Raw genomic sequence first — 23,135 nt, forward strand, 5'->3', positions numbered from 1 at the left:
CCCGTTACGCGAACAGAGTTCCGCCTCGACAAGCTGCAATCTGACTGATTAGGAGGGGCGGCACAAGCCGGCTGGCAAGGGGTTGCCGGCCCGGATACCCGCGCGGGGGCGCACAATGCAGCGGAGGCCTGCGTGAAGCTGATTATCGGCAACCGGAATTATTCCAGCTGGTCGCTGCGTGGCTGGCTGGCGGCGCGCCAGTCCGGCCTGCCGTTCGAGGAGTTGACCGTCCATATCGACGGCGATGACTGGCAGGCGACCAAGCGGCTGGACGGCGAGTTCCAGCCTTCCGCCGGCAAGGTCCCGGTCTTGTGGGACGGCGACGGCGTGGTGTGGGATTCGCTCGCCATCCTCGAATACCTGGCGGACAAGGTCGGACGCGACCGCTTCTGGCCGAAGGAGCCGGCCGCGCGCGGCATGGCCCGGGCGATGGTGGCGGAAATGCACAGCGGATATCTTCCGCTGCGGCGCCTGTGCCCCATGAACATCCGCCGCCGCATCACGGGCCTGACCCTGACGGAGGAGGCGCGGGAGAACATCGTGCGCATCCTCAGCCTGTGGGCGGAGGCGCGGGCGCGGTTCGGCGCGGGCGGGCCATTCCTGTTCGGCACCTTCAGCGCGGCCGACATCTTCTACGCCCCCGTGGTCAGCCGCTTCGTCACCTATGGCGTCGGCGTGCCCGGCTTTGCCCAAGCCTACATGCAGGCGGTGTGGGATCACGCCTGGATGCAGGAATGGATCGCCGCGGCAGAGAACGAGGAATGGGTCATCGAACAGTTCGAGGTGGCCTGATCACCCCGTCTGCCCATCGGGGGCCTGACGCCCCGGAACTCGCCGCCCGGCTGCTCGCCTGTGCCAGCGTGACGCCGGCGCGCGGGGCCGTGTTCGATGCCCTGGCCGCCATGCTGGAACCGCTGGGCTTCACTTGCCACCGCTTCATCAGCGGGGGAGAGGTGGAAAATTGCCTCGCCATCCGGCCGGGGCCGGTCGGCAGCCGCCATTTCGCCTTCGCCGGCCACCTGGACGTGGTGCCCGCCGGTGACGGCTGGACCGGGGACGCCTTCCTGCCGGAGGTGCGTGGCGACCTGCTCTACGGCCGGGGTGCGGTCGATATGAAGGGGGCGATCGCCTGCTTCGCCGCGGCGTGCGCGGACATTCCGCCGGATGCGGGCACGATCAGCCTCATCATCACGGGTGACGAGGAGGGGGAGGCGATCCACGGCACCCGCGCCCTCATCACCTGGATGGACGAACACGGCATTTGGCCGGACCTGTGCCTAGTGGGCGAACCCACCAGCGTCCACCGGCTGGGCGACACGATGAAGGTCGGCCGCCGCGGTTCGGTCAACATTTGGCTGGAGGTGGCGGGCCGCGAGGGGCACGTCGCCTATCCGCACCTGGCCGACAATCCCGCGCCCAGGCTGGTCGCCATGCTGGCGGAGCTGAACGCGCTGGTGCTGGACGAAGGGACCGAGTGGTTCCAGCCGTCCAACCTGGAGATCACCGATATCGCCATCGGCAATCCTGCCACCAATGTCATTCCGGGCCGGGCCACCGCGCGCCTGTCCATCCGCTTCAACGACCGGCATACCGGCGACGCGCTGGCAGCGGAGGTATCCGCCATCGCCGCGCGGCACGGCGGCACGGCGCGCGCGGTCATTTCCGGGGAGCCGTTCCTGACCCCGCCGGGCGCCTTCTCGCGGCTGGTGGCGGACGCCGTCGAGGCTGAGACCGGCCTCACCCCCGAATTGTCCACCAGCGGCGGCACGTCCGACGCCCGGTTCCTGAAGTCGGTTTGCCCCGTCATCGAGCTCGGCCTGCTGAACGCCACCATGCACAAGCGTGATGAAGCGGTGGCAGTGGCGGATTTGGATGCCCTGACCCGTATATACCGGCGTGTCGCGATCGCGGCCCTGACCCTTGGAGTAGCTGAATGAGCACCGATGCCGAACAGATGGCGGCCGAAGCCGCGCCGATCGGGCATGGGAAGCTGCAATGGCGCATCCTGATCGGCTTCGTCGCCGGGTTGGCGGCGGGGCTTGCCGCCTACACGCTGACGCCGGGGGCGGACTGGATCGGCACGGTCGTCACCTACATCACCGGGCCGATCGGGCAGGTGTTCCTGCGGCTGCTGTTCATGCTGGTGATCCCGCTGCTGTTCAGCGCGCTGGTGATCGGCGTGGCGGAGATGGGGGAAATCCGCTCCCTGAAGCGCATTGGTCTGCGCACGCTGGCCTACACGGTCGTGGTCTCGGCCATTTCCGTCGCGCTGGCGCTGCTGCTGGTCAACGTGCTGCGCCCCGGTGACGGCGTCGACCCGGTCGCCGCGCGCGAATTGCTGGCGCAGGGCGGGCAGGGCGCCGCCAGCATCGTCGCCGCCAGTTCGGAAACACAGCCAGGCGTGGCGCAGCTGATCGCCATCGTGCCCAGCAACATCGTCGCCGCCATGGCCGACAACGACATCTTGGCGGTGATGTTCTTCGCGCTGGTCTTCGGCATCGGCATGCTGCTGGTGCAGACGCGCCGCACCGCCGCGCTGAAGGACGGGATCGAGGGCTTGTTCGAGATTGCGATGCGGCTGATCGGCATCGTCATCCAGTTGGCGCCGATCGCCATCTTCTGCTTCATGTTCAACCTGTCCGCCCAGTTCGGGTGGGACCTGCTTTTCAAGCTAGCCGCCTACGTCGGTGTGGTGGTGCTGGCGCTGGCGCTGCAAATGTTCGGCGTGTTTTCCGCCATCCTGGCGTTCGTGGCAAAGAAGAGTCCGATCGCCTTCTTCCGCGAGACGCGGGAGGCCAGCATCATGGCCTTTTCCACGGCCAGTTCCAACGCGACGCTGCCCACCGCGCTGCGGATCGCCGATACGGAGCTGAAGCTGCCCGGCCGCGTCGCCCGCTTCGTGCTGACGATCGGGGCCACCGCCAACCAGAACGGCACGGCCATGTTCGAAGGCGTGACGGTGCTGTTCCTGGCACAGTTCTTCGGCGTGGACCTGTCGCTGGGCGATCAGTTGTTCGTGATGCTGGTGGCGATCCTGGCCGGCATCGGCACTGCCGGCGTGCCGGGCGGATCGCTGCCGGTGGTGGCGCTGATCCTGGCGAGCGTAGGCGTGCCGCCGGAGGGGATCGGCCTGATCCTGGGCGTCGACCGTTTCCTCGACATGTGCCGCACGGCGCTGAACGTCGTGGGCGATCTCGTCGCGGCGCAGACCATCTCCTCCCTGTCGGAGAAGGATGCGGTCGCGACCGCCGACTAGCGCTGGCAGCGGGGGCAGTACCAGGTGCTGCGCCCGCCCTGCACGATGCGGGTGATAGTGCCGCCATCATCGCGCAGGCACGGCTCGCCCTCCCGGTCGTACACGGCGAAGGAGCTGGCGAAATAGCCGAGTTGCCCGTCAGGATGGGCGTAGTCGCGCAGCGACGATCCGCCTTGCTCGATAGCCAGTTCCAGGACAGCGCGGATCGCCGGGACCAGCCGCACCAGCGCCGCGCGCGACACCGCGCCCGCCGGCTTCAGCGGGCTGATCCGCGCCCGGTGCAGCGCCTCGCACACATAGATGTTGCCGAGGCCCGCCACGATCCGCTGGTCCAGCAGCAGCAGCTTGATCGCCTGCTTGCGGGTCGTGAACGCGGCGTGGAGATGCGCAGCGGTCAGGTCCGGTCCCAACGGTTCCGGTCCCATGGCGGCAAAGGCCGGGTAATCGTCCAGCCCCGCCGTGTCCGCCAGGGCGACGAAGCCGAAGCGGCGCGGATCGCACAGCGCCAGCAGGTGATCGCTTGTGCCCAGCAGCAGGTGGTCATGCGTGCCGATCGCGTCCGGGTCGATCCGCCAGCGCCCGCTCATGCCCAGGTGGAAGATCAGCGTCCGATCCCGGTCGGTGTGGATCAGGCCATACTTGGCCCGGCGGCCCAGGCCGATGACGCGCGCACCGGTCAGCGCCTGCACCAGATCGGGCGGGAAGGGGAAACGCATGTCGGGCCGGCGCGGCTCCACCCGATCCAGCCGGGCGCCGTCCAGCACGCGGGTCAGCCCGCGCACCGTCGTCTCTACTTCGGGAAGTTCGGGCATAGATCAGGCAGATAGGCGGCGGCCTGCCTGTCGCCAAGCCGTGCGCCGGGCGCTAGGGGCCACACCATGTCGTCCGCATGGTCGTCCGAACGCCGCCAGTTCCAGGCCTTCGCCCTGCTGGGCCTCGTCATGGTGTTGTGGGCGGGCAATTCCATCGTCGCGCGGGCGTTCAGGCTGGACATCCCGCCCTTCACCCTGGCGCTGGGTCGGTGGGTGATCGCGTCGGCCATCATCCTGCCTTTCGCCTGGGGTCAGTTGCGGCAGGACCGGGCGGCGCTGCTACGCAGTTGGCATGTCGTCCTGCTGCTGGGGCTGCTGGGCATCGGCGCGTTCAACGCGCTGCTCTATACTGGCCTGCAATATTCCACGGCCACCAATGCGCTGCTGCTGCAGGCGCTGACCCCGGCGCTGGTGACCGTGCTGGACCGGGTGCTGTTCGGCACGCGCACCACGCCACTCAGGGTGCTGGGCATCGTGGCCTCGATCGCTGGCGTCGCGACCATCGTGTTCGCCGGCGATCTTGCAGCCGCCATGCGGCTGGCGTTACGCCGGGCGGACCTGTTCCTGCTGGGTTCGGCGATGGTCTGGACGTTCTACACTCTGCTGCTGCGGCTGAAGCCGCCGGTGGCGGGCACCAGCCTGGTGGCGGTGACCTTCGTCATCGGCATCCTCGCCATGGCGCCACTTGCCATGTGGGAATGGGCACGGGGCCTGACGGTGAACTGGTCCGGCGGGGTGGTCGGCGCCTTCCTGTATGTCGGCATCCTGCCCTCGCTCGTCTCCTACCTCATCTACAACTGGGCGGCGGGCGTGGTCGGGCCGGCGCGCGCCACGCAGACGCTGACGCTGATGCCGCTGTTCGGCGCCATCCTGTCCGCTGCCTTGCTGGGGGAGGCGCTGCACCCGTACCACTTCGCCGGCATGGCGCTGATCGTCGCGGGCATCGGCCTGTCTGCCCTTGGCGCGCGGCCTTCGGCATCCTAGAGGACGAAGCATGAGCGATATGCCCCCCGCAGAGCAGGTTTCCTTCGGCTACCAGGATGTCGCGCCGGAGGAGAAGACCCGGCGTGTCGGCGCCGTCTTCAGCAACGTGGCGGCGAAGTACGACGTCATGAACGACGCCATGAGCGCGGGGATGCACCGCCTGTGGAAGGACCGCTTCGTGCGGCGGGTAAAGCCCCGCAGCGGGGAGGCGATTCTGGACATGGCGGGCGGCACCGGCGACATTGCCTTCCGCATGGCAGCCAGCGGCGCGGCGGTGACCGTCGCCGACATCAACCAGGACATGCTGGACGTCGGCGTGGAACGCGCGGTGGAACGCGGGATCGACACGCTGGTCTGGTCCCGCCAGGACGCATCCGCGCTGACCTATCCAGACCGCGTGTTCGACGCCTACACCATTGCCTTCGGCATCCGTAATGTGACCGACGTACAGGCGGGCCTGAACGAGGCTTACCGCGTGCTGCGCTATGGCGGGCGGTTCTTCTGCCTGGAGTTCTCGACCACCACCTGGCCGGGCTTCAAGGAAGCGTACGACCTTTATTCGCATCAACTGGTGCCACGCATCGGGCAGGCCATCGCGGGCGATGCGGAGAGCTACCGCTACCTTATCGAATCGATCCGCCGCTTCCCCTCCATGCCGGAGTTCGAGGGCATGATCCGCAAGGCGGGCTTCGTGCGGACGAAGGTGGAGCCGATCCTGGGCGGGGCGGTGGCGATCCATTCCGGGTGGAAGGCCTGACCGCCGCTTCATGACCGCACCTGCCACGCACATCCTGCGCCTGCTCGGCTGGGGGCGCACGCTGGCGCGCCATGGCGCGCTGCGCCCGATCGAGCGGAATGCGAATACGCCCGGACCGGTCCGCCGGCTGGTCCGCGTTGCGCGGTTTGGCACGCGTCAGCCGGCGGAGCCCGACTTCGCCGCGGCCTTCCGCGCGATCGGGCCGGCGGCGATCAAGCTTGGCCAGTCGCTCGCCACCCGGCCCGACATCGTGGGCGACGATGCGGTGCGAAACCTCCTCAGCCTGCAGGACAACCTGCCGCCCGTCCCGTTCGAGGCGATCCGCGCGCAGATCGAACGCAGTTTCGAGGCGCCGCTCGACCGGCTGTTCGCCTCCGTCGACCCGGTGCCGGTCGGTGCCGCCTCCATCGCGCAGGTCCACAAGGGCGTCACGCTGGACGGCCGCACCGTCGCCATCAAGGTGCTGCGCCCCGGCGTTCGCGAACGGCTGGCGCGCGATATCGACACCTATGAATGGGCCGCCGCCCATCTTGAGGCGCTGGGCGGGGAAGCCGGTCGCCTGCGCCCGCGTCTCACCATCGCGAATTTCAAACGCTGGACCAATCGGGAATTGGACCTGCGCCGCGAAGCCGCCAGTGCCAGCGAACTGGCCGAGGCGATGCGCGGCTTCGGCGGGTATAATGTGCCCGCCATCGACTGGGACCGGACCAATGGCCGGGTGATGACGGTCGAATGGATCGATGGCATCAAGATCGCCGACATCGCCGCCCTGCGCGCCGCCGGCCACGACATGCCGGACCTCGCCCGCCGGCTGGTGCTCGCCTTCCTGACGCAGGCGATCAGCGGCGGGTTCTTCCATGCCGACATGCACCAGGGCAATCTGTTCGTGCGCGCCGATGGCGGCATCGTGGCGATCGATTTCGGCATCATGGGCCGCATCGACCAGCGCGCCAGGCAATGGCTGGCGGAGATCCTGTACGGTCTCACCACCGGCAATTACCGGCGCGTGGCTGAGATCCATTTCGAGGCGCAGTACGTGCCCGGCCACCATTCGGTCGAGGAATTCGCCACCGCCCTTCGCGCGGTGGGCGAACCGATGCGCGGCAAGCCGGTGAGCGAGCTGAGCGTGGGCCAGATGCTGGACGGCCTGTTCGCCATTACCCGCGACTTCGACATGCAGACCCAGCCGCATCTGCTGCTGTTGCAGAAGACCATGGTGATGGTCGAAGGCATCGCCACCCAGCTCGATCCCGGCATCAACATGTGGGATGTCGCGGCGCCCTTCGTGCGCAGCTGGATCCGTGACGAGTTGGGGCCGGAGGCGGCGCTGGCCGACCGCATCCGCACAGACACCGAAACGCTGCTGCGCATCCCGGCGCTGATCCGCCGGCTGGAGGAGCAGTACCCGCCCCGTGGCGGCGCGCCGGAGGCGCCGCCGCTGCCCAAGGTGGGCCTCCTGTGGGAACGGCGGGGCCAAGGGCGCGGCCGGTTCTGGCCGGGCTACCTGCTGGCGGCGATCGGCGGCGGGCTGCTGGTCTGGGCCGGTGCCGTGACCGGGTGGCTCGCATGATGCTGGGCACGGTGATCGGCCCGCGCGTGCAGCCGCTGACGCCGCTTGGCCGGTGGGAGGTGCTCGGCCGTCCGCTGCGCGCCCTGCGGCCCGGGCCGGCGCTCGCCGGTCTGCTGCTGTTGCTGCTCGCCCTGGTGTGGAGCGGCGTCGCTATGCAGCGGTTCGAGGAGGTCAAGCAGGCCCGCGCCGCCGAGGTCATGAAGAAGCGCAAGATGGGCCGCAAGGGTGACATCGCGCTGTACCAGCGGATCAACGACCGCTTGGCCCGCGGGCAGGACTACTACACCGTCGCGCTGGATGAGCAGCGCAACAACCATTATCCGGTGAAGCCCTTCGTCACAGTGCGCATGCCGACGCTGGCCTGGTCTTCGCTGCTGCTGGGGCCAACGGCGTGGAAGTGGCTCGGCATGGGGCTGCTCGCCGCCGTCGCGCTCGCCTGGGCGACCCATCTGCGCCAGCTTGCCTCCGCGCCGGAACGGCTGCTGGTGCTGGGGGTGACGGTCGCCGCCGGATGGCAGGCGCTGATGCCGCAGATCGGGCTGAAGCACGACGTGGTGGCCGGCCTGCTGCTGTCGCTCGGCTTCGCGCTCTACCGCCCGCAGCGCTGGTGGCCCGCATGGTTCGCGGTGCTGCTGGCCGTGCTGGTGCGCGAACTGGCAGTTCCGTTCGTGCTGGTCTGGGCGGCGGTCGCGCTGCTGGGCCGTCGCTGGACGGAACTGCGCGCCGTGCTGCTGCTGCTCGCGCTGTGTATCGCCGCCATCGCGCTCCACGCCTGGAACGTCCATGCCGCGCAATTGCCCGGCGATCCCGCGTCCCCGGGCTGGAGCGAGCGGCTGGGCCTGCCGCTGGTCTGGGGCAGCTTCGCCGACGTCACCCTGCTGCGCTACCTTCCGGCGTGGAGCGCCGGACCGCTCGCTTTGCTGGCGCTGGTCGGCTGGGCCGGGATCGGCGGGCGCACCGGGCTGTTCGCGCTGGCGTGGTTCGGCGGGATGAGCGTCGCGGTCGCCCTGTTCGCGCGGGCCAACACCTTCTACTGGGTACTCGTCATGCTGCCGGGGTACTTCGTGGGTCTGGCGCTGGCGCCCCGCGCGCTGGCCGACTGGATACAGGCGGCGCGCGGCCGCATCCGCCGCCCGCGCCACGGCACGCTGCTGGGCGCATGAGCGGGCAGCGGCGCATCCTGCTGATCGTGGGCGGCGGCATCGCGGCCTACAAATCGTGCGAGCTGGTCCGCCTGCTGGCCAAGGCCGACGTCGCTGTCACCTGCGTGCTGACCGATGCCGGGGCCGAGTTCGTGACGCCGATGACGCTCGCCACCCTGTCCGGCAATCGGGTCCACACATCGCTGTGGGACGCGGGCGAGGAGGCGGAGATCGGCCACATCCAGCTCAGCCGCGCGGCGGACCTGGTGGTAGTGTGCCCGGCGACGGCGGACCTGCTGGCCAAGATGGCGCACGGCCTGGCGAGCGATCTTGCCACCACGCTGTTGCTGGCGACCGACACGCCGGTGCTGGCGGTTCCGGCGATGAATGTCCGCATGTGGCAGCACCCTGCCACGCAGCGGAACCTCGCCACCCTGCGCGGCGATGGCGTGACGGTTATGGAGCCGGACGAGGGGCCGATGGCCTGCGGCGAATACGGCCCCGGCCGCCTGCCGGAGCCGGAGCAGATCGCGGCGGAGATCGCCCGCCTGCTGGGCCGGGTGGTGGCCGATCCGCTGGCCGGCCAGCCGGATTTCGCCCCCGCAGCCCCGCGACCGCTGAATGGCCGCCACCTGCTGGTGACCGCCGGGCCGACGCACGAAGCGATCGACCCCGTCCGCTTCATCGCCAACCGGTCGAGTGGGCGGCAGGGCTTCGCCATCGCCGCCGCCGCCGCCGATGCGGGCGCCCGCGTGACTCTGGTGGCGGGGCCGGTCTCGCTATCCACTCCGCCGGGTGTCGACCGGGTCGATGTGGAGAGCGCGAGCGAGATGCAGGCGGCGGTGCACGCCGCGTTGCCGGCGGATGCCGCCGTGATGGTGGCCGCCGTCGCCGACTGGCGCCCGGCCGCCGCCGCCACGGCCAAGCTGCCCAAATCGGGAATCGCCGACAGCGGCATCCCGTTGGCCGCCAATCCCGACATCCTCGCCGAACTCGCCCGCGATCCGCAGCGCCCGCGCCTGCTGGTCGGCTTCGCGGCCGAGACCGGCGACCCGCTGGCAAGCGCGACCGAGAAGCGCATCCGCAAGGGCGCGGACTGGATCGTCGCCAACGACGTGTCGGGTGACGTGATGGGCGGCAGCGCCAATCAGGTCCACCTCGTGACCGACAGCGGGGTGGAAGACTGGCCGCATCTGCCCAAAGAGGAGGTCGCCCGCCGCCTCGTCGCCCGCATTGCAGAGGCACTCGCCACCGATGACTGATCCCGTTCCCGTCCGCATCCTGCGCCTGCCGCACGGCGCCGGCCTGGCGCTGCCAGCCTATGCCACGGCAGGGGCCGCCGGGATGGACGTGCTGGCGGCGGAGGACGTGACGCTGGCGCCAGGCATGCGCCATGCCGTGGGCACCGGCCTCGCGCTGGCGATCCCCGCCGGGTACGAGATCCAGGTTCGCCCGCGGTCCGGCCTGGCGCTTATGCACGGTATCACCGTGCCCAACACCCCCGGCACGATCGACAGCGATTATCGCGGCGAGCTGAAGGTCATCCTGATCAATCACGGGGCCGAACCCTTCGCCATCCAGCGCGGCGACCGCATCGCTCAACTGGTGCTCGCGCCCGTGGTGCAGGCTGCGTGGATGGAGGCGGAGACGCTGGACGAGACGGCGCGCGGCGCCGGCGGCTTCGGCTCTACCGGCGGCCACCTGCGCCTCTGACCCGGACCGTGCCAGCCGCCCCTTACGATGCCATCGTCCTCGGCGCGGGAGCGGCGGGGCTGATGTGCGCCGGGGTTGCGGGGCAGCGCGGACGCCGCGTGCTGGTGCTCGATCATGCGGCCCGGCCGGGCAACAAGATCCTGATCTCCGGCGGCGGGCGGTGCAACTTCACCAATATCGGTACCGCGCCCGATCGGTTCCTGTCCGCCAACCCGCATTTCGCCCGCTCCGCGCTCGCCCGCTACACGGCCGCGGACTTCGTGGCGCTGGTCGATCGGCATGGCATCGCCTGGCACGAGAAGACGCTGGGGCAATTGTTCTGTGACGGTTCCGCCCGGCAGATCGTCGATCTGCTGCTGGCGGAATGCGACGCCGCGGCGGGCCACAGTGGGCAGGTAGAGGTGCGCTGCGGGGACGCGATCACCGATGTCGCTCATGCGGACGGCGTCTTCCGGGTCACGGCGGGCAGGCAGGAGCATCACGCACCGGCGCTGGTGGTGGCCACCGGTGGACCATCCATCCCGAAGCTCGGCGCCACCGGCTTCGCCTATGACCTCGCCCGCCGGTTCGGTCTGAAGGTGGTGGAGCCGCGCCCGGCGCTGGTGCCGCTGACCCTGCCGGGGGAGGAGCTGCTGTTCCGCCAGCTTTCCGGTATTGCGGCGCCGGTCGTCGCCAGCACCGGGAAGACGAGCTTCGCGGAGGCTGCCCTGTTCACGCACAAGGGGCTGTCTGGGCCGGCGATTCTGCAGGTCTCGTCCTATTGGCGGCACGGGCAGGCTGTCGGGATCGACTTCCTGCCTGACGCGCCCGCCGGTTGGCTGCGCCAGGCGAAGCGCGATGCCCCGCGCCAGACGGTGCCGCGCCTGCTGGCCCGCCACCTGCCGGACCGGCTGGCGGAGGCGCTGGGCGAACGGCTCGCGCTTGGCGGCGATCTGGGGAACCTGCCCGATGCGAAGCTGGCGGCGGCGGAGCAGCGTCTGTCCGCCTGGCAGTTCACACCGTCGGGCAGCGAAGGCTATGCCAAGGCGGAGGTTACGGCGGGCGGGGTCGCCACGGCCGGCCTGTCGGGGCAGACCATGGCGGCGCGCCATCTACCGGGCCTGCACTTCATCGGGGAGGCGGTGGATGTCACCGGCTGGCTCGGCGGGTATAATTTCCAATGGGCCTGGGCCAGCGGCTGGGCCGCCGCGCAGGCACTATAGAAAAGGCGGCGAACCCTTGCCGGGCCGCCGCCTGTTTCTGTTGTCGCTGGAGCGCCGCCGTCAGCGGTTGTCGCGACGGACCGGCTGATCCTCCGGCGCGATGGAGATGCGCAGCGTCTCGCCCGAATTGCCCGGGAAGTCGGTGAACATCGCCTCGACCAGGTTGGGCACCAGGTACTGCAGCCGGTTGCTGGTCGACACGGCCTGCGCACTGCCTTCGAACAGACGCTGACCATCGGCCACGCGGTCGATCTTCACGTCGATGCCGCTGGTGTAGATGGTGTAGCTGCGGACATCGTTGCCCCAGCCGCCGCCCCAGCCGCCCCAGCCGCCGCCGTAGAAGCCCGGATGGAAGCCGTAGCCCCAGCGGCTGAACCGGCCGAAGCCGCCACCCCAACCGCCCCAGCCGCCCCACGGACCGAAGCCGGCCGACGGGTAGGAGCGGACGCGTTCCCGACCGTTGTCCACGCCATAATCGAACCGGACCAGCAGCGTCGCGCTGTCGGGGGAGGCGGCGCGGGCATAGCCAAGCTGCCCCATCTCCGCCGCGATCCGCTCGGCATAGGTGCTGAATTCGAGACTGTTGGCGAGGGCCGGATCCTCCGGCACGATGGCAAAGCTCTGGCCCGTGGGGGCAGGCAACTGCGCCTGGAAGCGGGATACATCCGCGTTGAACGGGGTCGCACAGGCGGCAACCCCGGCCAGCAGCAGCGGGGCACTGACCAGCTTGGCGCGGTGGGTTAGTCGTGACACGAACGACATGCGATTCTCTCCAGCGATGCTGGGCCGGCACGCCAGACGCGGGAATGCGACCCGTCTGGGATATAGGGGACGCCCGGCCCCAATACGATAGCCCGCGCTATATGCGCGACGCGGTGAACGGCGATTGAATGGATCGCCGTCCTAAACCGTTGCAAAACAACCGTTTGTTTATCGCACCATGCCCAGCGCCTGGTAGGTCCGCTCCAGCGTCGGTCCGGCCAGCGCGCGCGCCTTCGCCGACCCGTCCGACAGCACCGAGTCGAGCGCCGCACGATCTTCCAGCAATTGCGTGAAGCGCGTGGTGATCGGCGCCAGCACCTCCACCAGCAGCTCGCCCAGCTTCGGCTTGAACGCGCCAAAGCCTTGCCCGGCATGCTCCGCCAGCACCGTGTCCACGCTGCTGTCCGCGAGCGCGGCATAGATGGTGACGAGGTTCAACGCCTCAGGCCGGTCAGCGAGGCCGGCCTTCTCACCCGGCAGCGGCTCGGGATCGGTCTTCGCCTTCTTGACCTTCTTCATCACCTCGTCCGGCGCATCCGTCAGGTTGATCCGGCTCATGTCCGATGGGTCGGACTTGCTCATCTTGGCGCTGCCGTCGCGCAGGGACATGATCCGGGCGGCGGCTGGCGGGATGATGGGATCGGGCAGGGTGAAGACCGGCGCATCCTCCGATGCGAAGTCGTTGTTGAATTTCTGCGCGATGTCGCGGGCCAGCTCCAGATGCTGCTTCTGGTCCTCCCCCACGGGTACATGCGTCGCCTGGTACAGCAGCACGTCCGCCGCCTGCAGCACGGGATAGGTGAACAGGGCGACGCTGGCGCCCTCCCGGTTCTTGCCCGACTTGTCCTTGAACTGCGTCATGCGGCCGAGCCAGCCCATGCGGGCGGTCCCGTTCAGCAGCCACTGCAGCTCCGCATGCTGGGGCACCTGCGCCTGGTTGAACAGGATGGAACGCGCCGGATCGATCCCACAGGCGACCAGCGCGGCGGCCAGCTCCAGCGTGCCGGCGCGCAAGGCAGCGGGATCGTGCGGCATGGAGATGGCATGCATGTCCGCCAGGAAGAACAGGCATTCGCCGCCTGACGGCAGATTGTCCTGCATCCGCACCCAGTTGCGGATCGCGCCGAGGTAATTGCCGAGGTGGAGCTGCCCGGTGGGCTGGATGCCGGAGACGATACGCATGGGGCGTGCCCCTACCACATCGCCCCTACTCGGCAAGGTCGACGGGCTTCTGCGGCCGGCGTCGGCGCAGCTGCGCGATGAGATCGCGGTCGATCGCGCCGATCGCCCAGGCGACGACAAAGAACGCCGCCGCCCCGCCACCAACCAGCACCGCCAGCGACCAGACCCGCGCGCCCACGCTGCCGCCGAAATATGGGGAGAGCCAGGGCACCAGCCAGACGAGCAGCGCGCTCATCACCGCGGTCGCCACGATCTGCCGGGCAACCCGCCCGCCCAGCTTGGTGGTGAAGCGGAACCAGCCGCGCCATTGCAGCACCGCATACAGCGTCAGCACGTTCAGGGTCGCAGTGAAGGCGGTCGCCGCCGCGAGCCCGACGATGCCGTATCGCGGCACGACGTAGAAGTTGAGCGCGATGTTGATCGCCAGCGTGCCGGCGGCGCACCACACGGGGGTGCGCGTGTCCTCCCGGCTGAAGAACGCCGGCTGGAACACCTTCACCAGCACATAGGCGGGCAGGCCGCAGACCAGCGCCACCACGATGTCCGCCATGATCGCGCCGTCCGCGGGCGTCATCCGCCCGCCGACGAAGAAGGCGGTGACGAAGGCGGGCGCGCAGATGGCGAGCGCGGCGGCGGCAGGCAGGGTGAGCAGCGTCGCCACCTCCACCGCATTGGTCTGCAGTCGCTGCGCCTCCCGTGCGTCGCCGCTTTGAATATGGCGTGCCAGCATCGGCAGGATCGCGGTGCCCAAGGCGATGCCGAAGATGCCCAATGGCATCTGGTTCAGCCGGTCCGCCAGCTTCAGCAGTGTCAGCGAACCCTGCGGCAGGCTGGTGGCGAAGAACGTGTCGACCAGCTGGCTGATCTGGTAGATGCCCGCGCCGAACGTCGCCGGCAGGATTAGCATGCCCAGCCGCCGCACGTCCGGCGTGAAGCGCGGTGCCGTAACCTTGAGCCGCACGCCGGCCCGGCGCGTGGCCCAGCCCATATAGGCGAGCTGCGCCACCCCCGCGGCGGCCAGGGCGAAGGCCTGCGCATAGGCGACCGCCGCATCGTTGCCGCTGGCCTGCCGCCAATAATACCCTGTGATGATGCCTGCGATCAGTACGACATTCAGCAACACCGGCACGAAGGCGCCGGGGGCGAAGCGGCTGCGTGCGTTCAGCAGGCCCGACAGCATCGCCACCAGGCTGACCAGCAGCAGATAGGGGAAGGTGATACGCGACAGCGTGACCGCCAGCTCGAACTTGCCCGGCACGCTCTGATATTCGCGCGCCAGCAGCCAGACGATGCCTGGCATCACCAGCATGGCGAGGGCGGAAAAGCCCAGCAGCACCCAGACGAACACGGACAGGACATTACCGGCGAAGCGGTCCGCGGCCTCTTCCCCGCCCCCTTCGCTGTCGGCCCCATGCAGGCGCCGCGTGTACATCGGCACGAAGGCGACGGAGAACGCCCCTTCCGCGAATAGCCGGCGGAAGGTGTTGGGCAGGGTGAAGGCCAGCTGCCACGCATCGGCGGCGAGGCCGGCGCCCAGCACGCGGGCGACCAGCATGTCGCGGATGAACCCGAATACCCGGCTGACCGCGGTCAGCCCGCCGATCGTGCCGACGTTACGAACCAGGCTCATCCGCCGGCCCCGCCTGTGCTAGAGGATCAGGCCTCGCCCGCCGGTTCGCCGGCCAGCTGTTCCGCCTGGCTGCGCTGCTGCTGCAGCTGCTGCAGGTACAGGCCGTTAAAGTCGATCGGATCGAGCAGCAGCGGCGGATAGCCGGCATCGCGGACAGCATCGGCGATCACGCGGCGGGCGAACGGGAACAGGATACGCGGCGCCTCCGCGTAGGAGAATGCATGGCGCTGGTCGTCGTTCATGTTGCGCATGCCGACGAGGCCGCAATAAGCCAGCTCCACCAGGTAGGCGGTGCCCTGGCTGGTCTTGGCGGCGGTGGTGATCTTCAGCTCGACCTCGGTGAACTCGTCATTGATCTTGCGCGCGCCGATGTTGAACTGCACGTCCAACTGCGGCTGCTCCTGCCACTGGTAGCTTTCCGGCGCGCGCGGGTTCTCGACCGACAGGTCCTTCACATATTGCGTCACCAGCCCGGCGACGGGCGCCGTGTCGTGGCCGTTGGCGCCATTGAGATTGTCGAGACTGGTCAGCACGTCGCCTTCTTCGGCCATGATCGTAAGCGCTTTCGGTAAAGGAATGCAGGCGCGACCAGCGCGCGGGCGGATAGGAAGCGCGGCGAGTAGCATCGCGCCCGCGCCGCTGCAACGGCCAGCCCGTCGCTGGCGGGGCACCAGCCGCCCTCCGCTGCGTTGCGTATTTGTGATCCGCGCCTATTTCTGGCAGGAACCAAACTTTCTTAAGGCCGGACGGTTACAGCCGCTGGCCTGCAGCGGGACAGAAACGTGATCGAGATCGTCATCCTCGCCATGATCGCAGCCTTCCTAGGGCTGCGGCTGTATTCCGTGCTGGGCCGCCGGGCCGAGCATGAGGAGGAGCCGGTGGTGCCGACACGCTTTGATCGCGCCGACGGGGCCGCCCCCCGCCCGCTGTCCGCTCCGCAGACCGATCGCGTCCGTCCCCAAGCGGAGGCGGCGCGCCCCATCGCCGGTGTGCCCGCCGCGGCGGAAACCGCGCTGCGGCAGATCGCCATGGCGGATCGCCGGTTCGACCCGGCACAATTCGTCGGCGGCGCACGCGGCGCCTACCGCATGATCCTGGAAGCGTTCTGGCGCGGCGACCGGGAGGAACTGCGCAGTCTGTGCGACGATGACGTCTATGCCAGCTTCGCCAGCGCGATCGACGCGCGCGAGGCGGCGGGCGAGACGCTCGACAACCGGCTCGTCCGGATAGAGGATGTGCGGATCGAAGGCGCCAGCCTGACCGGCCGCACCGCGCGCATTGCGGTCCTCTTCGTGGCGGACATCGCCGCCGTCACCCGTGACCGGAACGGCAATGTCATCGCCGGATCGCTGGTCGACGCGATCGAGGCGCGTGACGTCTGGACCTTCAGCCGCGATCTCGACTCGGCCGATCCCGACTGGCTGCTGGACGAGACGGACGAGGGCTGAGGCCTGGCACTCGCGATCGCCTGACCTATGGCCCGCCCCCCGCGCGGCTTGACCGCCGGGGAACAGGCGGCATGGAGCCGGCTGGCCCATAGCGTGACCCCGCTGCCCGGCCGGCGCTTGCCGCCCCGACCGGTGCCGGCGGTGGAACCGCCCGCCACACCCTCTCCGCCGCCGCCGCCCGGTCGCGCGGCGCCGCCAGCCCCTTCATCCGCACGCGGCCACACGCCGCCACTGGCGCAGCAGCAGGGGCTGGACGCCGGCTGGGATCGGCGACTCGCAAGGGCGGCGATCGCGCCCGATTTCACCATCGACCTGCACGGCCACACGCTGGACCAGGCCTACACCCGCCTGCACATGGGCATCGGTCAGGCGCATGCGATGGGCGCGCGACTGGTGCTGCTGGTGACCGGCCGGCCGCGCCCGGCCGATCCGGCGGATCGCGGCACCAGCCGGGGGGCGATCCGCGCCAAGGTGCTCGACTGGCTGGCCGCAGGCCCACATGCGTCGGACGTGGTCGCCATCCGCAACGCCCATCGCCGCCATGGTGGCGATGGCGCGCTGTACCTTGTGCTGCGCCGCCAGCGTTAGACCCGTTTTTGCCCGCGTGCGGGTATCGGTTTCGCAGGGCACGGGGAAAGTAGCTGCACCTGCAACAATGATAACGCTATAGCCCCTGCTGCGCACCTCCGGATCGGGTGGGCAGGGGAGGGGCTGAACGTGCACATGAACCCGGCGGAGGCGTTCCTCCTGGCCATGCTGGTGATCTACACGCTGCCATGGCTGGTCTGGCGCCTGGCTCGGACGGAGCCGTGGGCGCCGCTGGTGGTGGTGCAGATCGTCGGCGGTATTCTGCTTGGCCCCGGCGTGCTGGGCGTCGCGTGGCCCGGCGCATATGCCGCGATCTTCACCCCGGCCACGATCGGATCGCTTAACGGGATCGCCATGTGGGCGGTCATGCTGTTCGTGTGGATCGCGGGGATCGAGCTCGACACGGCGGAGGCATGGCAGCGGCGGGCGGAGACGGGGCTCACCGCCGCGCTTGCCTTGCTGGTGCCGCTGCTGGCGGGCAGCGCCGCGGCATGGCTGCTGCTGCGGGCACCCGGCTGGCGGGGCGCCGCCGGGCAGGATTGGCAGGTGGTGCTGGGCATCGGCATGGCCTGCGCCGTCACCGCGCTGCCGATCCTGGTCCTGTTCCTGGAACGGCTGGAGATCCTGCGCAGCGCGCTGGGGCAGCGCGTGCTGCGCTATGCCAGTCTGGACGATGTGGCGATCTGGGGTGTGCTGGCGCTGATCCTGCTCGACTGGGATCGGGTCGGGCGGCAGGCCGGGTTCCTGCTCGGCTTCATCCCCGCCGCCCTCGCCATGCGCTGGCTGCTGGCGCGGGTGCGACCGGCCGATCGCTGGGCGATCAGCCTGGCATGGCTCGCCGCTTGCGGCTTCGCCGGCGATTGGGCTGGGCTGCACTTCATGGTCGGCGCCTTCCTGTCCGGCATGGTGCTGGATGCCAGGCTGTTCGACCAGGCGACGATGGACCGGTTCCGCGGTTTCGTGCTGCTGGCGCTGATGCCGGTGTTCTTCCTCTCCACCGGCCTGCGTACGCAATGGGGCATGGGCGGGTGGACGGTGTTTGCCGCCGCCGCGCTGCTGCTGGCCGCGGCCGTCGGCGGCAAGCTGGCGGGGGTGGGCCTGGCCGGCCGCATCCTGCGCTGGCCACGGGGAGAGGCGCTGACGATCGGCTGGCTGCTGCAGACCAAGGCGCTGATCATGATCATCTTCGCCAACATCCTGCTCGACCGGCAGATCATCAGCGCGGACACCTTCACCGCGCTGCTGCTGATGGCGCTCGGCAGCACGATGCTGACCATGCCGATGGTGCGGCGGCGCCTTTATGACAAAGCCGGCCCCCTCCCGCATGGGGAAGGAGCCGGCTCCGGCGACCCATTCTAGGGCTCTTGCTTGGGAAGATCAGACGCGGCGATCGCCCACCGGGCGGCTTTCCACGTCGAAGCGGTCGGCATCCATCACCTTGGTCCACGCCTTGATGAAGTCGCGCACGAACTTCTCCTCGTGCCCCGTCTCGGCATAAACCTCCGCCGTGGCACGCAACTGGGAGTTGCTACCGAAGATCAGGTCGGTGCGGGTCGCCCGCCACTTCTCCTGCCGGCCGGCCCGGTCATAGCCGATGAACTCCTCGTCGCTGCTCTCGTCGACCAGCTCCCACACCGTGTCCATGTCCAGCAGGTTGACGAAGAAGTCGTTCGTCAGCTGCCCCTTGCGGGTGGTGAACACGCCTTCCGGCTTGTCTCCCTGATTGGCGCCCAGCACACGCAGGCCACCGACCAGAACCGTCAGTTCCGGCGCCGACAGGCCCAGCAGGGATGCCCGGTCGAGCAGCAGCTCTTCCGTCTTCACCGACTGCCGCGTCTTCAGGTAGTTGCGGAAGCCATCAGCCTGCGGCTCCATCACCGCGAAGCTGTCGGCATCCGTCCATTCCTGCGTGGCATCGCCACGCCCACCCTTGAACGGCACGGCGACGTCGAAGCCGGCATCACGCGCCGCCTGCTCCACCGCGGCACTGCCGGCCAGGACGATGGCATCGGCCATCGACAGCGACCCGCGCAACCCGTCGATCTTCGACAGGATCTGCGACAGCTCCTCCGGGTCGTTGACCGCCCAGCCACGCTGCGGCTCCAGCCGAAGCCGCGCACCGTTTGCACCGCCGCGATGGTCGGACCGGCGATAGGTCGAGGCGGAAGCCCAGGCCGTGCGGACCAGTTGCCCGATGGAGAGACCTGCGCCCAGGATCGCCTGCTTGAAGCCGGCGACATCCGCGTCCGACGGCATCGTGCCCGCCGGCACCGGGTCCTGCCAGATAAGGTCTTCCGCCGGGACCTCCGGCCCCAGGTAACGGACCTTGGGTCCCATGTCGCGGTGCGTCAGCTTGAACCAGGCGCGGGCGAAGGCGTCCTTGAACGCCTCGTGATCGTTGCGGAACCGCTCGGAAATCTCGCGAAACTCGGGGTCCACCTTCAGCGCCATGTCCGCCGTGGTCATCATGGTCGGCACCTTCCTGCCCGGATTGTGGGCGTCGGGAGCCATGTCCTCCTCGCGCTGGTTGATCGGCTGCCACTGGCGCGCGCCGGCCGGGCTGGTGACGATCTCGTATTCGTAATCCAGCAGCAGGCGAAAGTAGTTCTCGCTCCATTCGGTCGGCGTGTTGACCCACGCGCCCTCGATGCCGCTGGTGATGGTGTGCGCGCCGATGCCGGTCTCGAACTTGCTGGTCCAGCCCAGGCCCTGCAGGTGGATCTCCGCCTCGCCCGGCGACTTGTCGACCAGGCTGGCATCGCCCGCGCCGTGCGCCTTGCCGAAGGTGTGGCCGCCGGCGGTGAGGGCGACGGTCTCCTCCGGGTTCATCGCCATCCGCTCGAACGTCACCTTGATGTCGTGCGCCGATTGCAGCGGGTCCATGTTGCCGCCGCGCCCTTCGGGGTTGACGTAGATCAGCCCCATCTGGATCGCCGCCAGCGGCGTCTCCAGGTCGAGGTCCTCTTCGGGCAGGATGCGGGTCTTGTTGTCCGCATGACCCACCATCGTGTCTTCGGAGCCCCAGTAGATGTCCCGCTCCGCCTCGTACACGTCCTTGCGACCGCCGCCGAAGCCGAACACCGGGCCGCCCATCGATTCGATGGCGACGTTGCCTGTCAGGATGAACAGGTCGGCCCAGCTGATGTGCTTGCCGTACTTCTGCTTGATCGGCCACAGCAGCCGGCGCGCCTTGTCGAGATTGCCGTTATCGGGCCAGGAATTCAGCGGCTCGAACCGCTGCTGGCCACTATTGGCCCCGCCGCGCCCGTCGGCGGTGCGGTATGTGCCCGCCGCGTGCCACGCCATGCGGATGAAGAACGGCCCGTAATGCCCGTAATCCGCCGGCCACCACGGCTTGGAATCGGTCATTAGCGCCAGCAAGTCGGCCTTCAGCGCATCGTAGTCGAGCTGCTTGAACGCCTCGGTATAGTTGAAGTCGCTGCCCATCGGATCGGGCGACACGCCGCCATAGCCCAGGATCTCCAGCGGCAGCGCATCGGGCCACCAGTCGCGGTTCGTTCGGCCGAGCAGGGTGCGCGGCTTAACGTTGTCGTTGAAGGGGCAACCGCCCGACATCTCGCCCGTCTTCATGTCCATGATCGAGTCCTCTCCTCGTATGATGGTGCGAAGCTACTCCTGCCAAACAGACTGCACCAACGCGACGTTCCGATGATGTTGAGAGAGAAAGTCGTTCAACAAACGATCGACCCCCAAACAAAACGGCGCGCCGCAGCCCCAGCCGCGACGCGCCGTGATGTTGGCCGATGAGGCGGATCAGGCGTCGGCGTAAGCCTGCGCGATCTCCTCCACCGCCTCGTTGCGGATCAGGTAGTCGAAGGCGGACAGGGCCGCCTTGCTGCCTTCGCCCATGGCGATGATGATCTGCTTGTACGGCACGGTCGTGACGTCCCCCGCCGCGAAGATGCCGGGCAGGTTGGTGGCGGCATGGGCGTCGATCACGATCTCGCCATGTGGTGACAGTTCCAGCCCGCTGTCCTTCAGCCATTCGGTGTTGGGGACGAGGCCGATCTGCACGAACACGCCCTCAAGCGCGACCGCCTGTTCCACGCCGGTGGCGCGGTCCTTGTAGCGGAGGCCGCTCACACGGGCGCCATCGCCGGTCACCTCCGTCGTCTGGGCGTTCAGCAGAATGTCGACATTGGCCATGGACCGCAGCTTGTCCTGCAGCACCTGGTCGGCGCGCAGCTTCGTGTCGAACTCCACCAGCGTGACATGGCCGACGATGTTGGCGAGGTCGATCGCCGCCTCCACGCCCGAATTGCCGCCGCCGATCACCGCCACGCGCTTGCCCTTGAACAGCGGGCCGTCGCAGTGGGGGCAGTAAGCCACGCCCTTGTTGCGGTACTCCTGTTCGCCGGGCACGCCCAGGTTGCGCCAGCGCGCACCGGTGCTGAGCACCAGCGACCGCGCCTTCAGGGACGCGCCGTTCTCGAACACCACCTCATGCATGCCGCCAGCCTGCCGCGCCGGGATGAGCTTCGTCGCGGTCTGCAGGTTCATGATGTCGACCGGGTACTCGGCCACATGCGCCTCCAGCTGCGCGGCCAGCTTCGGCCCTTCGGTGTATGGCACGGAGATGAAGTTCTCGATCCCCAACGTATCCAGCACCTGCCCGCCGAAGCGTTCGGCCGCGACGCCGGTGGCGAAGCCCTTGCGTGCGGTATAGACCGCCGCCGCCGCGCCGGCGGGACCACCACCGACGACCAGCACCTCGAACGGCTTCTTGTCGGCCAGCTTCGCCGCGGCACGGGCGGATGCGCCGGTGTCCAGCTTCGCCAGGATCTCCTCCACGCCCATCTTCCCGCTGGCGAACATCTCGCCGTTCAGGAAGGTCGCGGGCACGGCCATCACGCCCCGCTCGTCCACCTCGGCCTGGAACGATCCGCCCTCGATCAGCGTGGCGGTGATGTGCGGGTTGTAGAGCGCCATCAGCGTCAGTGCCTGCACCACGTCCGGGCAATTGTGGCAGGACAGGCTGAAATACATCTCGAAGGCGTATTCACCTTCCAGACCGGCAATCTGCTGCAGCACCTCGTCGCTCACCTTGGGCGGGTGTCCGCCGGCCCACAGCAGCGCCAGCACCAGTGACGTGAATTCGTGCCCCATCGGCAGCCCGGCGAACCGGACCCACTTGCCCGCATCGCTGGCGCGGCGGATGATGAAGCTGGGCTTGCGCGCATCGTCCCCGTCGAACGTCGCGTTGACGAGGTCGGACAGGGCCGCGATCTCGGTCAGCAGCTCGCGCGTATCCGCGCTCCGCTTGCCTTCGTCCAGCGAGGCGACGAGTTCGATCGGTTCGCGCAGATTGCCCAGGTACTGGCGCAATTGCTGCGTCATGGTGGCGTCGAGCATGGGGGAACTCCTGTGCCGTGTTCTACAGATGCGAAAGCCCGGGGCGTCCTGTCCGATAAGATCAGGATACCCCGGGCCATGCGACCCGATGCCAGGGGCTCGGGGTGTTATGGGCTAAACGTCAGAGCTTGCCGACAAGGTCCAGCGAGGGGGCCAGCGTCTCGCTGCCTTCTTCCCACGCGGCCGGGCAGACCTGGCCGGGATTGTTGCGGACATACTGCGCGGCGCGGATCTTGCGGACCAGCTCGTTCGCGTTGCGGCCGACGCCTTCGCAGGTGATCTCCATGATCTGGATCACGCCGTCGGGATCGATCACGAAGGTCGCACGATCGGCCAGGCCGCTCTCCTCGCGCAGTACACCGAAGTTCTTGGACAGCGTGTGCAGCTGGTCACCCAGGAAGGCGTACTTGATCTTGCCGATCTTCTCGGACGTGTCGTGCCACGCCTTGTGGCTGAAATGCGTGTCGGTCGACACGCCGAACACTTCCACGCCCAGCTTCTGCAGCTGTGGGTAGTGCTCGTTAAGGTCCTCCAGCTCCGTCGGGCAGACGAAGGTGAAGTCGGCGGGGTAGAAGAAGAAGATCGCCCACTTGCCCGCGATGTCGGCTTCCGTCACGTCGAAGAACTCGCGACCTTCCTGATAGGCGGTCGCCTTGAACGGCTTGATGGTGCTGCCGATGATACCCATGGGTCGAAATGCTCCGTTGTGGCGGTGT

21 protein-coding genes are annotated in these 23,135 nt (G+C 68.7%); 13 read left to right on the top strand and 8 right to left on the bottom strand.

Features of this window, described 5'->3' with window-relative positions:
- The first annotated feature begins 132 nt into the window (after positions 1–132).
- From V5740_RS00130 to V5740_RS00140, 3 genes are read left to right on the top strand one after another with little or no spacing between them, the layout of a single operon-like run.
- Positions 133–792: a glutathione S-transferase family protein gene (locus V5740_RS00130; RefSeq protein ID WP_347303077.1), complete on the top strand. Its 660-nt coding sequence runs from the start codon at positions 133–135 to the stop codon at positions 790–792.
- Positions 762–1,937 (top strand): succinyl-diaminopimelate desuccinylase, encoded by a 1,176-nt coding sequence (gene dapE / locus V5740_RS00135; protein WP_347303078.1) that lies wholly within the window; start codon positions 762–764, stop codon positions 1,935–1,937. Before V5740_RS00130 ends, dapE begins: the two co-directional genes overlap by 31 nt.
- Positions 1,934–3,256, top strand: coding sequence for a dicarboxylate/amino acid:cation symporter (locus V5740_RS00140; protein WP_347303079.1), 1,323 nt, complete (start codon positions 1,934–1,936; stop codon positions 3,254–3,256). The genes dapE and V5740_RS00140 overlap by 4 nt, the downstream gene beginning before the upstream one ends.
- On the opposite strand, the gene mutM is transcribed toward V5740_RS00140, so the two are convergent.
- On the bottom strand, positions 3,253–4,068 hold the full coding sequence (gene mutM, locus V5740_RS00145; RefSeq protein ID WP_347303080.1) for a bifunctional DNA-formamidopyrimidine glycosylase/DNA-(apurinic or apyrimidinic site) lyase: 816 nt from the start codon (positions 4,066–4,068) through the stop codon (positions 3,253–3,255). The two genes, V5740_RS00140 and mutM, sit on opposite strands and share 4 nt — an antisense overlap.
- 66 nt (positions 4,069–4,134) lie before the next feature.
- Here mutM and V5740_RS00150 point away from each other — a divergent pair, with 66 nt between their 5' ends.
- Genes V5740_RS00150 through V5740_RS00180 form a run of 7 tightly spaced genes read left to right on the top strand, consistent with a single transcriptional unit; the run spans position 4,135 to position 11,436 of the window.
- Positions 4,135–5,052: a DMT family transporter gene (locus V5740_RS00150; protein WP_347303081.1), complete on the top strand. Its 918-nt coding sequence runs from the start codon at positions 4,135–4,137 to the stop codon at positions 5,050–5,052.
- Positions 5,053–5,062: 10 nt separating this feature from the next.
- Positions 5,063–5,809, top strand: coding sequence for a class I SAM-dependent methyltransferase (locus V5740_RS00155; protein ID WP_347303082.1), 747 nt, complete (start codon positions 5,063–5,065; stop codon positions 5,807–5,809).
- 10 nt (positions 5,810–5,819) lie between these two features.
- Positions 5,820–7,379: a 2-polyprenylphenol 6-hydroxylase gene (gene ubiB / locus V5740_RS00160; RefSeq protein ID WP_347303083.1), complete on the top strand. Its 1,560-nt coding sequence runs from the start codon at positions 5,820–5,822 to the stop codon at positions 7,377–7,379.
- Positions 7,376–8,542, top strand: coding sequence for a hypothetical protein (locus V5740_RS00165; protein ID WP_347303084.1), 1,167 nt, complete (start codon positions 7,376–7,378; stop codon positions 8,540–8,542). Before ubiB ends, V5740_RS00165 begins: the two co-directional genes overlap by 4 nt.
- Positions 8,539–9,783: a bifunctional phosphopantothenoylcysteine decarboxylase/phosphopantothenate--cysteine ligase CoaBC gene (gene coaBC, locus V5740_RS00170; RefSeq protein ID WP_347303085.1), complete on the top strand. Its 1,245-nt coding sequence runs from the start codon at positions 8,539–8,541 to the stop codon at positions 9,781–9,783. Before V5740_RS00165 ends, coaBC begins: the two co-directional genes overlap by 4 nt.
- Positions 9,776–10,234 (top strand): dUTP diphosphatase, encoded by a 459-nt coding sequence (gene dut / locus V5740_RS00175; RefSeq protein ID WP_347303086.1) that lies wholly within the window; start codon positions 9,776–9,778, stop codon positions 10,232–10,234. Before coaBC ends, dut begins: the two co-directional genes overlap by 8 nt.
- Before the next feature lie 8 nt (positions 10,235–10,242).
- Entirely contained in the window at positions 10,243–11,436 is a 1,194-nt protein-coding gene (locus V5740_RS00180) for an NAD(P)/FAD-dependent oxidoreductase (protein WP_347303087.1), read from the top strand.
- Positions 11,437–11,496: 60 nt separating this feature from the next.
- Here V5740_RS00180 and V5740_RS00185 read toward each other — a convergent pair whose 3' ends face one another.
- The 4 genes from V5740_RS00185 to secB all read right to left on the bottom strand — a co-directional run bounded on the left by V5740_RS00185 (position 11,497) and on the right by secB (position 15,561).
- The gene (locus V5740_RS00185) at positions 11,497–12,198 is read right to left on the bottom strand and encodes a DUF4136 domain-containing protein (protein WP_347303088.1); all 702 of its coding nucleotides are present in this window, start codon (positions 12,196–12,198) and stop codon (positions 11,497–11,499) included.
- A 168-nt stretch (positions 12,199–12,366) separates the two neighbouring features.
- A complete protein-coding gene (trpS, locus tag V5740_RS00190; RefSeq protein ID WP_347303089.1) occupies positions 12,367–13,380 on the bottom strand; it encodes a tryptophan--tRNA ligase in 1,014 nt (337 codons plus the stop codon).
- Between the two features lie 25 nt (positions 13,381–13,405).
- Positions 13,406–15,010 carry a murein biosynthesis integral membrane protein MurJ gene (gene murJ / locus V5740_RS00195; RefSeq protein WP_347303090.1) on the bottom strand — a complete coding sequence of 535 codons (1,605 nt, stop codon included), beginning with the start codon at positions 15,008–15,010 and terminating at the stop codon, positions 13,406–13,408.
- 26 nt (positions 15,011–15,036) lie between these two features.
- Positions 15,037–15,561, bottom strand: a complete 525-nt coding sequence (gene secB / locus V5740_RS00200) for a protein-export chaperone SecB (RefSeq protein ID WP_347303091.1) — start codon at positions 15,559–15,561, stop codon at positions 15,037–15,039.
- Positions 15,562–15,792: 231 nt separating this feature from the next.
- Here secB and V5740_RS00205 point away from each other — a divergent pair, with 231 nt between their 5' ends.
- From V5740_RS00205 to V5740_RS00215, 3 genes are all read left to right on the top strand, one after another.
- Positions 15,793–16,458, top strand: coding sequence for a Tim44/TimA family putative adaptor protein (locus V5740_RS00205; RefSeq protein WP_347303092.1), 666 nt, complete (start codon positions 15,793–15,795; stop codon positions 16,456–16,458).
- A gap of 27 nt (positions 16,459–16,485) precedes the next feature.
- Positions 16,486–17,046, top strand: coding sequence for a Smr/MutS family protein (locus V5740_RS00210; protein WP_347303093.1), 561 nt, complete (start codon positions 16,486–16,488; stop codon positions 17,044–17,046).
- A 135-nt stretch (positions 17,047–17,181) separates the two neighbouring features.
- Positions 17,182–18,405 carry a cation:proton antiporter gene (locus V5740_RS00215; protein ID WP_347304545.1) on the top strand — a complete coding sequence of 408 codons (1,224 nt, stop codon included), beginning with the start codon at positions 17,182–17,184 and terminating at the stop codon, positions 18,403–18,405.
- An 18-nt stretch (positions 18,406–18,423) separates the two neighbouring features.
- Here the strand turns inward: V5740_RS00215 and katG are convergent, their stop codons facing one another.
- The 3 genes from katG to ahpC form a co-directional block, all read right to left on the bottom strand.
- Complete coding sequence (gene katG / locus V5740_RS00220; RefSeq protein ID WP_347303094.1) at positions 18,424–20,643, bottom strand: catalase/peroxidase HPI; 2,220 nt, start codon at positions 20,641–20,643, stop codon at positions 18,424–18,426.
- Positions 20,644–20,820: 177 nt separating this feature from the next.
- The gene (gene ahpF, locus V5740_RS00225) at positions 20,821–22,419 is read right to left on the bottom strand and encodes an alkyl hydroperoxide reductase subunit F (protein WP_347303095.1); all 1,599 of its coding nucleotides are present in this window, start codon (positions 22,417–22,419) and stop codon (positions 20,821–20,823) included.
- A 121-nt stretch (positions 22,420–22,540) separates the two neighbouring features.
- Complete coding sequence (ahpC, locus tag V5740_RS00230; protein WP_347303096.1) at positions 22,541–23,107, bottom strand: alkyl hydroperoxide reductase subunit C; 567 nt, start codon at positions 23,105–23,107, stop codon at positions 22,541–22,543.
- Positions 23,108–23,135: the final 28 nt, after the last annotated feature.

It is taken from the genome of Croceibacterium sp. TMG7-5b_MA50, assembly GCF_039830145.1.
In the GTDB taxonomy this organism is placed as follows: Bacteria; Pseudomonadota; Alphaproteobacteria; order Sphingomonadales; family Sphingomonadaceae; genus Croceibacterium.